The sequence below is a fragment of the Micromonospora sp. NRRL B-16802 genome, assembly GCF_001279555.1.
Taxonomy (GTDB): Bacteria; Actinomycetota; Actinomycetes; order Mycobacteriales; family Micromonosporaceae; genus Micromonospora; species Micromonospora profundi.
This window is the reverse complement of record NZ_LGEB01000064.1, coordinates 211797-226561: the sequence shown is the minus strand read 5'-3', so window position 1 is coordinate 226561 and position 14765 is coordinate 211797. Positions and strand designations below refer to the sequence as shown.

The window sequence follows — 14765 nt, the reverse complement described above, 5'->3', positions numbered from 1 at the left end:
GGGCGGAAGGCGGACGTGAAGATGCCAGGTCCCGCGAGGCGGCGCACCCCGAGCCCGCAGTGGCTCCTGCTCGTGCCGGCGTTCGCACTGATCACCGTGATCCTGCTCGTCCCACTCGGCCAGAGCCTCGTCCGCAGCGCCGGAAGTCCGGACTGGACGATCCAGCACTACCAGACGCTGTTCACCGACGGGGTGACGCTGCGGGTGCTCGCCCGCACCGCGATGACGGCGGCAATGGTCACCGTCATCGCCTTCCTGCTCGGCTACCCGTACGCGTACCTCATGACCCGGGTCGGACCGCGACTGCGCGGCGTCCTCCTGGTGATCGTCCTGATCCCGTTCTGGACGTCGGTGATGGCCCGCAACTTCGCGTGGATCATCATCTTGCAGCGCAACGGTCCGGTGCACTCGTTCCTGGAGCAGTTCGGCCTGGACATCGTCCTGTACGGGACGGTCGGCGGGGTGACGATCGCCATGAGCCAGGTACTGCTCCCGTTCATGGTGCTGCCCCTGTTCAGTGCGCTCAGCGGCATCGACAGGCGACTGCTGCTGGCCGCGCGCGGGCTCGGCTCGCATCCCCTCAGGGCCTTCTGGAAGGTGTACTGGCCGCTGTCGCGCGGCGGCGTCGTGGCCGGGCTGATCCTCGTCTTCACGCTGAGCCTCGGCTTCTACGTCACGCCGGCCCTGCTCGGCTCGCCGCAGCAGTCGCTCGTCGCCCAACTGCTCGGCCAGCGCACGACCCAGCTCCTCGACTTCGCCGGTGCCAGCGCGCTGGGGATGCTCGTGCTCGTCGTCACCCTCGTGCTCGTCGCCTGGGCGAACCGCCTCGGGGGCACCATCTCGGCTATCGGCGTCGTCGCCGCCACTCGTACGAAGGATCAGCCATGACCCGCGCGTTGCGTGACATCCAGACGGAGGCGGGCGAGACGACGGCGCCCCGCCCGCGCCGCACCCGCCGACGCGCACGGGGGGTGGACCCGATCCCGTGGTGGCTGACCGCCATCGTGATCCTCGTCGGGCTGTACTTCATCCTCCCCACCCTCATCGTCATCCCGATGAGCTTCAGCTCCGCGTCGACGTTCCAGTTCCCGCCGAAGGGTTTCTCGCTCAAGCTGTACGAGAACTTCTTCACCAACCCGGTGTGGCTGACCTCGCTGCGCAACTCGGTGCTTGTGGCAGTGCTCTCGGCCACGCTCGCGACAGTGGTGGGGACAGCCGCCGCGCTGGGCCTGCACAACCTGACCGGGCGGCTGGCGCGTTTCGCGCGGACCGTACTGATGATCTCGATCGTCACGCCGGCGATCGTCATCGCGGTGGCTGTCTACATCTCCTTCCTGAAGTGGCAGCTCGTCGGGACCATCACCGGCTACGTGCTCGCGCACGCCGCGATAGCCGTGCCGTTCGTGCTGGTGTCGGTCACGAGCGCGCTCGGCGGGTTCGACCCGAAGCTGCTGCGCGCGTCGGCGTCACTTGGCGCCCCGCCGCACCGCACCTTCCTGCGCGTGACGATGCCGCTGATCAGCAGGGGCATCATCACGGGCGCCATCTTCGCGTTCGTGACGTCGTTCGACGAGGTCGTCATCGCCCTCTTCCTGCGCTCTCCGCTGTTCCAGACGCTGCCCGTGCAGATGTACAACAGCGTCACCGTCGAGATCGACCCGACGATCGCCGCGTCATCCAGCCTCGTGGTCACCGCGGTCACCATCATCTGCCTCGTCCTGCAGTTCGTGGGTAGCCGAGGAAAGACCCGTTAGGAGTACGCATGCCTGCAACGCCGTCCCCCACTGTCGCGCCCGCGCCCGAATCCGTTGCGCCGCGGGCCGGTACGCAGATCCGCCTCAACGGTGTGACAAAGGACTACGGCCTGGCGGTTCCCGCCGTCGCGGACGTCTCGCTCACCATCGAACCTGGCGAGTTCATGACGCTGCTCGGGCCCAGTGGCTCCGGCAAGACGACGACGCTCAACCTGATAGCGGGGTTCGAGACGCTCACCGCGGGGACGATCTCGTTCAACGGGGCCGATGTCAGCGCGCTTCCCCCGCACAAGCGCAACCTGGGGATGCTCTTCCAGAACTACGCGCTCTTTCCGCACATGACTGTCGCGCAGAACGTCGCCTATCCGCTGCGCGAACGCCGGGTGTCCAGGGCCGAGACGGCGCGCAAGGTCGCCGAGGTGCTCGAACTGGTCCAGCTGACCGGCCGGGACGACAACTATCCCGCCCAGCTGTCCGGCGGCCAGCAGCAGCGGGTCGCGCTCGCCCGCGCCATCGTCTTCGGCCCGACAGCGCTGCTCCTCGACGAGCCGCTGGGGGCGCTGGATCGCAACCTGCGGTCCTCGTTGCAGCTGGAGATCCAACGGATCCACCGCGAGGTGGGGTCGACGTTCGTGTTCGTCACCCACGACCAGGAGGAGGCGATGAACCTGTCGGACCGCATCGCGCTCTTCAACGAAGGCCGCATCGAGCAGGTGGGCACGCCGGAATCACTCTACGAGGCACCGGAGACCCTCTTCACCGCGCGTTTCCTCGGCGACTCGAACGTCTTCCAACTGTCCGGCAGCGCCGACGACACCGTGGTGTGGGAGGACAACGTCTGGGCTCTCGACTCCCGCACCGTGTCGTCCCGGGCGAGCGCCGGCGGGCAGGTCGCCCTTGTGGTGCGGCCGGAGGACGTCCACATCGTCACCGACGGCGGCGCGGTGCCGGCCGGGGCGAACTCGGTGGCCGCGACCATCCGGGACATCGGCTACATGGGTTCCTACCGCACGGCCGCGCTCTCGCTGGGCCGCGGCGGGACGGTGGGGCGCGCGAGGTTCGACGCCATGCAGACGGACCTGAGCGTCGGCCAGTCGATCGTCGCCTGGTGGCGGATCGAGAAGCAACGTGTCGTAGCCGTCTGATCGTTCACTACGTGAACAACGGTCGACGTATTCCAAACATCGTGCCTGAACGGCCCTTGCACAGCCACGTCACCCTCGCTTAGCGTTCATATTACGAAGTCATGAACCGCACTTTGAACAATCAGGCTCGCGTACGGACCTATACCGAAGGAAGTGACGATGGTGACCAGAACTAGTCGCGGTCTCGCGACCATCAGCGCGATCACCGCCGTGGCCCTGCTGGCCGCCTGTGGCGGCGAGACGGCCTCTGCGACAGACCCGGACGGCCCGGTCAAACTGACGTTCGTCGCGTACGGCGGGGTCGGCCAGGAGGCGATGATCCAGCACTACCAGACGCCCTACACGGCCGCGAACCCCAACGTCACATTCGTCAATTCCTCACCGCCGGACGTCGCCCAGGTGAAGGCCCAGGTGCAGAGCAACTCCGTGCTGTGGGACGTGGTGGCGGTCGCCCCCGCGGCCGCCACCCAGAACTGCGGGACCCTCTTCGAGAAGCTCGACTTCTCCGCTGTCGACAAGAAGGACCTCGTCGAGGGCACCATCGGCGAGTGCTACATCGGCAACTTCATCAACGCGTCACCGTTCGCCTATCGCACCGAGGCGTTCCCCGACGCCAGCAAGGCGCCGAAGACGATCGCTGACTTCTTCGACATCCAGAAGTTCCCCGGCCGGCGCGGCATCCTCACCAACATCCAGAACGGCATCCTTGAATATCCGCTGCTGGCCGACGGCGTGGCCCCGAAGGACCTCTACCCGCTAGACGTCGACCGCTCGCTCAAGAAGCTCGACAGCATCCGCGACGTCACGACGTTCGCCCCGAACGTCGGCGCGCTGCAACAGGCGGTCGGATCGAAGCAGGTCGACATGTTCCTCCTTGCGGACTCGCGACTCGTACCGCTGATGGACGAGGGCACCGACGTCACGGTCGTCTGGGACGTGACGGTCGCCTCCATCAACGCCTTCGCGGTCCCGAAGGGCTCGGCGAACGTCCAGGCCGCACAACGGTTCCTGCCGACGGTGGTGAGCCCCGAAGCCGTCGCCGGCATCTCCGAGGCCCTCGGCACCGCGCCGGTGAACCTGGCCGCCAAGTCGAACCTCTCGCAGAACGCCAAGAAGGTAGAGGTCTACGGCCCCGCCAATACCGGCGAAACGGTCCTTCAGGACGTCGGCTGGTACGCCACCAACTTCAACGAGGTGACGACGAAGCTCACCAATTGGTTGGCCGGATGACGCCACTCCCCCACGGGTCACACTGAAACCTGAACGTTCCCTCTGTGAACTACGATTCAGCGATGGCGAACTTTGACCCGACCGAGGCTTCGAGCTCCGACATCCGGGCCGTTGCGCGCGTCGGCCAGATCCTAGCGCTGTTCGGCCCTCGGGTCCTCGAGCTCACAGCGGCGGACGTTGCCGAACGCACCGGCCTGAACCGCACAACGGCCTACCGGTACTGCGCATCGATGGTGGCCGCAGGCATCCTCGAACGAGGCACCCGTCGGGGAACGTTCGCGCTCGGCGGACTGATGCTGGAGCTGGGCATCCAGGCCCTGGGACGCCAACGCATCGTCGAGATCGCCGGCCCCCACCTGCGGAAGCTGCGCACCGCCGTCCGCATGACGGCGGTGCTCAGCATCCGCGGCGCCACGGAGCCGGTGGTCGCCCTCGTCGAGGAGGACACGAGTCGAATGGTCGTAGTGACCGTGCACGCCGGCTCGAAGCTCGACATGACCGCGGCCCAGACCCACTTGTTCCTCGCGTACGCCGATCCGTCAGCGCTTGACGCCGCCACCGAGGGAATGTCGGCGGTCGACAAGGCCCGGCTGGAGTCCGAGATCTACTCCGCCCGCCGGCAGGGGTTCAGCATCGCCCGGCACAGCGGCGGCCTGTTCGCCATGGCGGCGCCGGTCTTCGACGAGCAGGGAATGTGCGCCACCGTGGCGATCCTCGGCGCCGGGGAACTCGACCTTGCCACCGCACTCGACCAACTCCTGGCAACCGCCACCGCGCTCAGCGACGAACTGAAGGCTCCAGGTGAAGGGCCACATGCCGACCTATGACGAACTCTCCTCCGCGGACCCGCCCCACTCGAGCTGGGACGTCTTCGGCCGCGACGACGAACTGGGCACCATCAACCTCCTGACGCCCGAGCGGGTGGCGGCGGCCGCGCGACTCGTCCGCAGCGGCCGCAGGTTCAACCTCGACTACCCCGTCAACGCCTTCGACCCGTACCCGACCGGCACCCGCCCGGCCACGGCGCACCACGTGTTCGCCAACAACGAGTTCCACCGCGACGACTGGCTCGACTCGTTCTATCTCCAGTCCACGTCGCAGCTGGACGCGCTGCGCCACATCGGCCATCCGCGACACGGTTTCTACAACGGGCTCGCGGCCTCCGACAACACGAGCGACTCGATGCGGTTGGGCATCCACAACTGGGCCGAGTCGGGCATCGCGGGCCGGGGCGTGCTGCTGGACGTAGCACGCTTCTTCGCGACGCACGGCCGCGAGTACGACTGCGAGACGACAGTGGTCCTCGACGCGCCGACGCTTGACGCCATAGCCGCCGACCAGGGCGTCCAGTGGCGGGGCGGCGACATCCTGCTGCTGCGCACCGGCTGGGCCGAGAACTACGTGTCGAAGTCACGCCCGGAGCGCATCGAGTTCAACACCCGCAACCGGTCCCCCGGGCTGGCCCAACGCGAGCAGACACTGCGGTGGCTGTGGGACCACGAGATCGCGCTCGTCGCCAGTGACACACCCGCCGTCGAGGCCGACCCCGTCATCGACTCGGACTTCCGGGTGACAGGCGAACGCGCGCCCGAGCGCGGCGTGAACCACAGCGGCATGCTGCACCGACCGCTGATCGCCCTGCTCGGCATGGCAATGGGCGAGCTGTGGAGGCTCGACCAGCTCGCCGCGAGCTGCGCGCAGGACGGCCGCTACGACTTCTTCCTGACCTGCAAACCACTGAACATCCCGGGTGGGGTCGGCTCCCCGCCCAACGCGCTCGCCATCAAGTGAGCGCCCACCGCTTCTGAGGCCACGTCGGCGACGAGCGCCGGGCCGGACGCCTGCTGACGTCCGGCCCGGCGTTACGGTGCCGGCTACCTACAGCCGGGCGGCGCCCGCCGCGCTGGCTGCCCGCTCGGCCGAGGTACGGCGAACCTCAGCCCGCTGCTCGCCGGCCTCCTCCCGATCCGGGCCGGCCACCCGGGCGGCCCGGTTGGCGGTCGCGTCCGCCTGGTCACCCGTCACGCCGCCGCGGATCCGGTTGTTCTCGGCCACCTGGGCGGCCGGGTCGTTCGACGTCACCGTCAACTGGCCGTTGATGATGTTGTCGTCCACGGTGACGCCACCTGTGGTGCTGGTGATGCTGACGTCCGCACCCCAGTAGCCACCGGAGGCGCAGCTGTCGAGGACCCCGTTCGGGCCGAGCTGCACCCCGCCCAGGTTGCCGGCGAAGGTGGCCCGGCCCCGGACCGCACTGCCGCACACCACGCTGCCCGTGGAGCTGTTCAGCACCGACAGGGTGCCGTCGACGAACGAGTCGTGCACATCGGTGTAGTAGGTGCCGGTGCTGCTCAGGTTGCGCTGCACCTGGGTTCCACTGTCGAGCCGGACCTCACCGGCGCTCGCGTTGACGTGCCCGACGATCGTCGACTCCTCCACGAACAGGAAGCTGTCGATGGTCGCGGTGCCCTTCGGCCGCACCGTCACGGTGCCGGTCTGGGCGGCCTTGAGGAAGACGCCGTACCCTCCGGCGGCCAGCACCACCTGGCCGTCGACGCTCGTGTCGGTGGCGTCGAGGTAGCCGTCCGCGGCGACGCGTACCTCACCGCTGATGCGACCACCGGTGACCACCAGGTTGCCGCCGGCCGCGACTGTGACATTGCCGGTGATCGTGGTGCCGGTCAGCGAGCAGGACTTGCCGGCCGGCACGAGTAGGTCGTTGGGGACGGTCACCGCGCCGCCGGTGCCGATGCAGTGGGTGACCAGGTCGGCGTGTGCGGAGGGCGCCACCGCCAGCACCGAGGCGGCGACGACGGCGCTCACGGTGGCCAGCTTGACGACGGTACGTCCGGGCATCGTTGTACTCCCTGTCGGTGAGATTCGAGGACTCATGCGCCGACGTCCGATCGGGCCGCGGCCCGGACGATGGCGCCCTGCTGCCGCCGGTCGAGCGTGCCGGCGGTCACGAGCGCGGTGGTGACCGCCTCGACGTGCCTGACGAACTCGGCGTGGCCGGGGTGGTCGGCGTGTTCGTCGATCAGATCGTTGATGGTGCAGCCGTCGCCGGTGTCGACGTTTGCCACACCTGTGTCGTCGCCGTCGATGATCACCGTGGGCCGGGTGTCGGACTCGGGGCAGGCGTCGGTGCCGTCGGCCACCACCGTGAACGTCGTCGACTGCTCCGTGGAGGTGTTTCCGGCGGTGTCGGTCGCCCGGTACCGCACTGTGTGCGCGCCGACGGCACGGACGGTGACCGGCCCGGAGTACGTGGTCCAGGCTCCGGTGTCGAGCGCGTACTCGACCTTCGCCACGCCCGATTCGTCGTCGGTGGCGGTGACTGTGACCGTCGCACCTCCGACGTACGCGCCGTCGTCGTTGCGGTCACCGGCCACCGTGGCGGAGACCGTGGGTGGGGTGGTGTCCTCGGCCGGCGGTGCGACGACTGTGAAGTGCGCCATCTGCTCGGCCGACGTGTTTCCGGCGACGTCCGTCGCCCGGTAGTGCAGCATGTGCATCCCCACCGTGTTCACGACGACCGGATTCGCGTACGCGGTGAAGGCGCCCCCGTCGAGGGAGTACTCGATGGTGGCGACACCGGACCCCTCGTCGGTGGCGGTAAGCGTGGCGGTGGCCGTACCGACGTAGTTGCCGTCGCCGTCGCGGTCGCCGGTCAGCGCGGCCGTCACCACCGGCGGGGTGGTGTCCTCCTGGGTCGGTTCGACGATCCGGAACGACACCGAGCCGACAGCGCTGGTGTTGCCGGCCTGGTCGGTGGCGCGGAACTGCACCGAGTGGTCGCCGATCGCCGTGACGCGCACCGGCTGCGTGTACGGCTGGAAGCTCGTGTCGTCGACCTGGTATTCGACGGTGTCCACGCCGGAGCCCGCGTCGGTGGCCGTCACTGTCACCGTTGCGGCGGCGACGTAGTTGCCGTCCTGGTCGCGGTCACCCGACACGGCGCCGGTCACCGTCGGCGGTGTGGTGTCGTCGCCGCCACCGCCGTCGGTGACCACCAGTTCGCCGACCATCTGGCTGTGGCCGGGGATGGTGCAGAAGTAGCGGTAGCGGCCCGGGGTCAGCGTCACTGTCGCCTCGTGGCGCCCGTTGTTGACGTCGAACGGGTTGGCAAGGATGTTCAGCGTGACGTCGTGGTTGTAGCCCTCGGTGCTGGTGTCGAAGGTCAGTGTGTGCGGCATCCCTGTGGTGTTTCCGGTGGCCGCGCTGTTCTCCCAGATGATCGTTGTCGCACCGGCCACCGCCTGGGTGGGAGCGGACTTGTAGCGGGTGATGTCGTCGTCGGCGGTCCAGGTCAGCACCTGGTCCGCGGCGCGTGGGGCGGCGGAGGCGGGCGTCGCTGCCCACGGGGTCACCGTGAGCAGGAGCGCCGCCAGCGCTGCCGTCAGTCGTCGGGGCATCGTCTCTCCTAGAGTTCCCGCACGCGGATGTTGCGGAACTCGGTCAGGTCGTTGTCACCGTGGTTCTGCAGGCCGATGAAGCCGCGCAGGAACTGCCGCAGGTCCGTCGGTGGGTCGCCGGCGCGGGAGGACTGTTTGCCCGGCGTGTTGTCGAACTCGTTGATCACCACACCGTTGCGGATCATGGTGTAGTGCTGGCCGACCACGCGGATCTCGTAGTCGTTCCACTGGTTCTTCGGGGTGACGCCGGCCTGGGCCAGCGGCACGGGGTCGAAGTTGTAGACCGAGCCGGTCTTCTGCGGCTCACCGGTCTCACCGTCGTAGATCTGGATCTCGTGTCCGCAGTAGATGGCCATCCACGCCTGCGAGGTCCGGGCCGATCCGACGGTGCCGCAGCTGCCCGGTGGGCGCTGCTCCAGCGGGGTCCGCAGGTCGGGGAACCTGATGAAGACGCCGGTGTTGGCCCGATTGTCGCCGGGCGCGATGTCGCGGAACTGCACCCTCAGGGAGAAGTCCCCGAGTTCCTTTGTGTGCCAGAGCATGCCCAGACCACCGCTGGACCGCAACGACCCGTCCGGCTGGATCGCGAACGACCCGGTCGGCGCCTGCTGCCAGCCGCGAAGCGACTCGGGCGTGCCGTCGAAGAGCGGCTCGTAGCCGGTGCGTCCCTCCCGACCGATCTCCGACGCGGCGGCCAGACGGGTGAGCGTGCCGGCCTCACGGGCGTTGAGCAGGTCGTCGTCCCGCAACGCGTCGGTCACCGCTGTCACGTGCCGCACGAAGCTGTTGTGGTCGGGCCAGGCGCTCTCGTCGTCGAGCAGGTCGTTGATGGTGCACCCCTGCCCCACAGTGCGGTTCGGCACCGTGCTGTCCGTGTCATCGAGCCACACGGTCTGCCGGGCATCGGGCACCGCACAGCCCACAGTGACAGTGGACTGCACCGTCGCCGTCTCACCGTCGGCGTACGTGACTGTCAGCTTCGCCGTGTAGGTGCCGACAGTGGCGTACGTGTGCCGGGGGTTCGCCTCGGTGGACGTGGCGCCATCGCCGAACTCCCAGCGGTGGCTGACGCCGCCGGAGCGGGAACCGTCGAAGGCGATGGTCAGCGGCTTGTTCTGCACGGCCACCGAGTTCGCCGACGGTACGGGAGTGGGCGCCCCGCCGGTGTAGGTGATCCGGATCAGCTTCTGGTTGGGGTGCAGGCTGAAGAAACCGCCTCCGTAGTCCAGCAGGTAGAGCGCGCCGTCCGGGCCGAACTTGGCGTCCATCCAGCTCTGCAGCCGGGTGTCGCCGTTGCCGCTGGGGATGATGGCCCGCAGCGTCTCGGCGTACACCGGCGGGGTTGCCTGCGGCACGCCGGCCGGGTCGACGGTGACGGCGACGCGGTTGTTGGCGTTCGACTGGTCGCCGATGAACCACTTCTCGTCCCAGTACGCCGGCCAGGCCACGCCGCTGTCGGTGTCGACGCGGTCGCGGTGGTAGGTCGGACCGGACATGATGGCCTGTCCGCCGCCGCGCAGGTAGGGCTGGGTGTATGTGGCGTCGGCCGCGACGTACGTCGGCAGGCCACTGCCGTCGGTGCGCTTCGGGAAGACCGGTCCGCCACCGTCGGGCGAATACCAGATCATGTTGTCCCGGGCCGCCGGGATGTCCACCAGACCGGTGTTGCGAGGTGAGGTGTTCTTCAGGTTGTCGCAGTCGTACCAGCCGGTCAGCACGCTCGCGTCGGTGTTGCTGCGGTCCCGGTACGGCTGCCGGTTGCCCATGCAGTACGGCCAACCGTGGTTGCCGGCCTCGGTGATGATCGTGGCGGTCTCGTACTTGGCCGGGCCGAGGGTGGGGCTGGGCGACGAGGCGTCCGGACCGACCCAGCCGGCGGTCAGCCACTGGTGCTCCGGGTCGATCTGGAGTCGGGCGATGTTGCGCACGCCCATCACGTAGATCTCCGGACGGGTCTTCTCGGTGCCCGGTGGGAACAGGTTGCCCTCCGGGATGGTGTACGTGCCGTCCGCCTCCGGGTGGATTCGGATGATCTTTCCGGCGAGGTCGTTCGTGTTACCCGACGTACGGCGGGCGTCCTGGAACGAGATCCCCTGGTACTCCTGGGTCCAGTTGTTGCCGGAGTAGCCCTGCGACCCCTCGGAGGAGTTGTTGTCGCCGGAGCCGACGTACAGGTTGCCCTTGGCGTCGAACGCCATGCCGCCACCGGCGTGGCAGCAGCTGTGGATCTGCACCGGGAACTCCAGCAGATCCTTGCGGGTGGCCTGGTCGATCCTCTGCGCCTCGCGGTCGTAGGTGAACCGCGAGACGGTCCGCTGCCCGACCCGCTTCACCCTGTCGATCGACTCGTGCGGCATCCAGTAGACGTAGAGCCAGCCGTTCTCGGCGAACTTCGGGTCGGGCACGATGCCGAGCAGGCCCTCCTCGTTCTTCACCAGCTCCGAGCCGCTGCCCCGGTTGCCCATCACCTCGAGGGTGGTGAGCAGCTTTGCCTGTTTGGTACGCGGGTCCCACGAGTGGATGGTGCCGCAGCCCTTACCGACGTTCGGGTCGTTCCAGTCCGCGATCGGGCCGGTCGGGCAGGCCGCCTTGCCGACGTAGAAGACGGTGCCGTCGGGGGCGATGGTCAGCCCGTGCGGCTCGCCGATCTGGTCCAGCTGACCGGTCTGGTTGGCAGCGGTGAGTCGCTCCACCTTGTAGTTGGACGCGATAGTGGCCTGGCAGTCGCCGCGGACGCGGCCGGTGGTCCAGTTGAGGGCGCCGGCCAGGTGCGTGCGGAACGCCTCCTCGCCGTAGCTGCCCTCGGTGTGGCCCATGCCCGTGTAGAACGACCGGCCGCCGTCGTAGTCCCGGCACCAGGACACCGGGTGGAACGGCCCGTTGGCGCCCGGCCCGGGGTTGTAGTGCCGCTCCTCGACCTGGGCGAGGGTGTGCACGGTGCCGATCGGGTTCGGGTCCCAGTTGTCCCAGCGGTCCGACCGCGTGATCGTCATCGGCAGGGACTCGGTGGCCGGGTGGTGGCGGTCCAGGATGTTGACCACCGCCCGGTTCACCGGTGGGATCTGCGGCGCGCTTGTGTCGCCGGTGAACAGCCGCAGGTCGGCGAGCTGGATCAGAGGCTCCCCGCTGTTCGCTGTGATGTTCAGCCGGAAGTGCTTGAACTCCCGCGGGGTGGTGATGTCGAAGCGGCGGGTTTGGAAGCGCTCGGGGAAGACCTGACCGGTGCGCCGGTCAAGGTCGGTCCAGCTCTGGCCGTCCGCCGAGCCCTGGAGCGTCCAGTCCTTCGGATCGCGGCCGGTGAAGTCGTTCGCCGACGTCAGCGCGTACCCGGTGACCTGCTTCGGCGCGCTCAGTTCGTAGGCGACCCAGCCGGTTGCGGTGCGGACCAGCCACTTGGTGTTGGCGTCGCCGTCGGTGAGCTTCTCCTTTGTCTCGTCCGGCGGGTTCTCGCCGCTGGCGGTCACCCGGGCGACCGGCTCGGCCACCGGGATGGCGCCCGCCGGGCGGGCGCCGATCAGGCCTGTGAACCAGGCCGAGTCGACCTGCGCGCGGGCGGCGTCGGCGATGCCGACGAAGCCGCCGCCGGCCTTCATGTAGCTCTGTAGCGCCGACTCCTGGTCGCGGTTGAGCGCGGCGCCCGTCGCGGAGAGAAAGACCACGCTGCGGTACGCGGACAGCCCGGACGCTGTGAACACGCTGGGGTCACTGGTGGTGATGACATCGATGTCATGACCGGCGCCAAGTTGCCGGATGGTGTCCGCGGCGCGCGCCACCGGGTCCTGCTGCTCGGCCACCGGGCCGTGGAACACCAGGACCGCTGTCTTCTGCGGCTGCGCCGCCTGTGGTGCCGCTGCCGGTCGCGGCGCGGCTGCCGCCGACGTCGCCGGGATGAGTGTCGCGAGAGCCGCTATCGCGGCGAGTGCTCGTCGTACGTTTCTGGTCATGCCCGTCCCCACTCTCGGTTTCGGTCAGCTGCCATGCGTGTGGGTGTGGCCCTGGAACCTGTGGATCGCCTCCTCGGCGCCCGGCGGCATGCTGCCGTCGGCGTTGCGGACCAGGAAGATGCCGGCCATGCCACCGTCGGAGTGGAACTGCACGTGGCAGTGGTACATCCAGGCGCCGGGTCCGACGCCCTCTCCGGCGAGGACCTGGAAGCCGAAGGAGCTGCCCGGGTTGAGGTCCTTGTTGTCGATCACGAGGCTCGGGTCGGCCGGGCCCTCCAGCATGCCGGTGCGGTTGTCCGCCCAGCGGTGTGCGTGCAGGTGGAAGGTGTGGAAGGTGCCGCCGTGCCCGATGGCGATCCACTCCACCCGCTCGCCGAGGTTCGCCTCGAACATCGGGGTGTCCGGGGCCATCTTGTTGTTGATCATCATGTCGTTGAACACGACTGTGAACTGCTTGTCCGGCAGGATGTCGCCGCGCCGTCGGACGACCAGCGCCCCGTACAGGCCCTTTGCTATCCCGCCGGTGCCGTGGTCGGTGCCCATGGCGTGATCGTGGTAGTGCCAGTAGCCGGCGCTGCCCGGCATGTACCGCCGGCCCGAGGCGGCGAACATCTCCCGCGAGCGCCAGACGTACGTGCGCGTCTCACCGGGATTGTTGAACGAGGCGTTGAGCGGGCTGCCGTCGGAGTCGGTGCTGTAGTCCACCCCGTGCGGATGGATCGACAGCCGCTGGTTCGTGGTGTTGACGAGGATGATCTCCAGGGTGTCACCCTCGTAGATCTCCAGCACCGGTCCGGGCACTGTGGCCTGGCCGGGCGCCAGCCCGTACCCGAACAGGCCGCCGGGTAACTGCTCGGCGTAGAGGGTGATCTTCTTCGTGACGCCGGCGGCGGCCTGTGCGGGGCTGCCGCCGAAGGCGGTGCCGATCGCCGGGGCGGACGCGCCGAGCGCGCCGGCGGCCAGTGCTCCGGTGGCGATCAGCGATCTGCGGGAGAGCTGGCGGTGAGGGCCAGCAGCATGATCGTCCATGGGTCTCCGTTCCCGACCGGGCGAAGACGCGACGAAGGGCAGGGTGCATCAACCGCCGAGCACGGGGCGGAAGCACGACTGAGGTGAGGCTCGTCGCGGGCTTTGCTCGGAAGACTCATAACTTTCGGTGGATGACAGCAACTTATGTAATCCATCGACGAAAGTACAGGTCTGATTGCAAGAAGATTACCTTGACATCACGGCAACGGTCGATTGACAAGATCGAGCGGCGCAGGCCGTCCCCTCCGGACGGCGCCCGCAGAGCGCCCGGCCCGTGCCGCGGAAACCGCCCGCGATCAGTGGTTGAGTAACCGCCCAACCTGGAACGAGTAAGCCAGCGGTGCCCGACGACGAGGCGCTCCGGCATCGACTGCGAGAAGATCACATCAGGGCCACAGCCACGCCGAATCCGATCGAGTGCCGTACGCCGAGCACCACAGCACCGAGGGGGCACCTCCGATGACGGACACTACTCCCACGACGCCGCAGATGGCGTTCGCGCAGTTCGTTCGCCAGACCGTCGAGGACGCACGGGAACAGCACGGCTGGACGGTCGGCGACATCGCGCGACACACGGGCATCAGCCGATCGACGCTGTTCCGCTGGCTCGCCGGCGACTGGCAGCGCTACCCGGAACTGTCGAAGGTCCGCAGCCTCTGCGCCACACTCGGACTTCCCATCGCTGCCGCGATCCGGCCACTCGCGATGGCCGGCACCCCCGCCCCGGCCAGTCCTCCGGCGCTCACGCAGGTCGAGGCGGACATGGGCAGCATCCGCGAACGGCTGCTCGACGAGACCGTCCCAGCCTCGGACAAGCGCCAGATCCGCGCCCTGCTGCACCGCCTGGCCCGCCGCGACGTCCCGGTGAACGCCCGGCCGTCATCGATGCCGCAGGTCGCCCACCGCAACGCTCCACCCCAGCCGAGGGCGTCGCGCCTGTAACGCCGACGGTCCACCTCGGTTAGCGCCGTCCCCTTCCTCCCTCATCCCCGCGGCGTAGGACTCCGACCACGGTCGCCGCAACCCACCGCCGTGGATCCGCCTGAGCGCCGAGGTCGACCGCTCCCTGTGCCGCCCCATCGTCAGGTCGCCCATACCCATGCGATTCCTGTGGAGCTCCCCATGCGAGTCCTGCGGAGCTGCCCATGCGAGTCCTGCGGAGCTGCCCATGCAAGTCCTGTGGAGCTGCCCCACCGGTGGGGCAGGCGGCGGCGCCCCACCCTTGTCCGGATGTGGCTCAATCCGATA

The 14765-nt window shown here is 68.6% G+C and carries 11 protein-coding genes; 7 read left to right on the top strand and 4 right to left on the bottom strand.

The window, feature by feature from the left end:
* Positions 1-21: 21 nt before the first annotated feature.
* From ADK66_RS17785 to ADK66_RS17760, 6 genes are all read left to right on the top strand, one after another.
* The gene (locus ADK66_RS17785) at positions 22-888 is read left to right on the top strand and encodes an ABC transporter permease (protein ID WP_053656944.1); all 867 of its coding nucleotides are present in this window, start codon (positions 22-24) and stop codon (positions 886-888) included.
* Entirely contained in the window at positions 885-1754 is an 870-nt protein-coding gene (locus ADK66_RS17780; RefSeq protein WP_082377518.1) for an ABC transporter permease, read from the top strand. Before ADK66_RS17785 ends, ADK66_RS17780 begins: the two co-directional genes overlap by 4 nt.
* An 8-nt stretch (positions 1755-1762) precedes the next feature.
* Positions 1763-2899 (top strand): ABC transporter ATP-binding protein, encoded by a 1137-nt coding sequence (locus tag ADK66_RS17775; protein WP_082377517.1) that lies wholly within the window; start codon positions 1763-1765, stop codon positions 2897-2899.
* A gap of 159 nt (positions 2900-3058) precedes the next feature.
* A complete protein-coding gene (locus ADK66_RS17770) occupies positions 3059-4129 on the top strand; it encodes an extracellular solute-binding protein (protein WP_053656678.1) in 1071 nt (356 codons plus the stop codon).
* Positions 4130-4191: 62 nt separating this feature from the next.
* Positions 4192-4956, top strand: a complete 765-nt coding sequence (locus ADK66_RS17765; protein ID WP_053656676.1) for an IclR family transcriptional regulator — start codon at positions 4192-4194, stop codon at positions 4954-4956.
* Positions 4943-5920: a cyclase family protein gene (locus tag ADK66_RS17760; RefSeq protein ID WP_053656674.1), complete on the top strand. Its 978-nt coding sequence runs from the start codon at positions 4943-4945 to the stop codon at positions 5918-5920. Before ADK66_RS17765 ends, ADK66_RS17760 begins: the two co-directional genes overlap by 14 nt.
* An 87-nt stretch (positions 5921-6007) precedes the next feature.
* Here ADK66_RS17760 and ADK66_RS17755 read toward each other — a convergent pair whose 3' ends face one another.
* Genes ADK66_RS17755 through ADK66_RS17740 form a run of 4 tightly spaced genes read right to left on the bottom strand, consistent with a single transcriptional unit; the run spans position 6008 to position 13517 of the window.
* Positions 6008-6985 (bottom strand): hypothetical protein, encoded by a 978-nt coding sequence (locus tag ADK66_RS17755; RefSeq protein ID WP_053656672.1) that lies wholly within the window; start codon positions 6983-6985, stop codon positions 6008-6010.
* A gap of 32 nt (positions 6986-7017) precedes the next feature.
* Entirely contained in the window at positions 7018-8544 is a 1527-nt protein-coding gene (locus ADK66_RS17750) for a plastocyanin/azurin family copper-binding protein (RefSeq protein WP_053656670.1), read from the bottom strand.
* Positions 8545-8552: 8 nt separating this feature from the next.
* Complete coding sequence (locus ADK66_RS17745) at positions 8553-12488, bottom strand: ThuA domain-containing protein (RefSeq protein WP_053656668.1); 3936 nt, start codon at positions 12486-12488, stop codon at positions 8553-8555.
* A gap of 24 nt (positions 12489-12512) precedes the next feature.
* Positions 12513-13517 carry a multicopper oxidase domain-containing protein gene (locus tag ADK66_RS17740; protein ID WP_053656665.1) on the bottom strand — a complete coding sequence of 335 codons (1005 nt, stop codon included), beginning with the start codon at positions 13515-13517 and terminating at the stop codon, positions 12513-12515.
* Between the two features lie 459 nt (positions 13518-13976).
* On the opposite strand from ADK66_RS17740, the gene ADK66_RS17735 reads away from it, so the two are divergent.
* Positions 13977-14459, top strand: coding sequence for a helix-turn-helix domain-containing protein (locus tag ADK66_RS17735; protein WP_231640080.1), 483 nt, complete (start codon positions 13977-13979; stop codon positions 14457-14459).
* Positions 14460-14765: the final 306 nt, after the last annotated feature.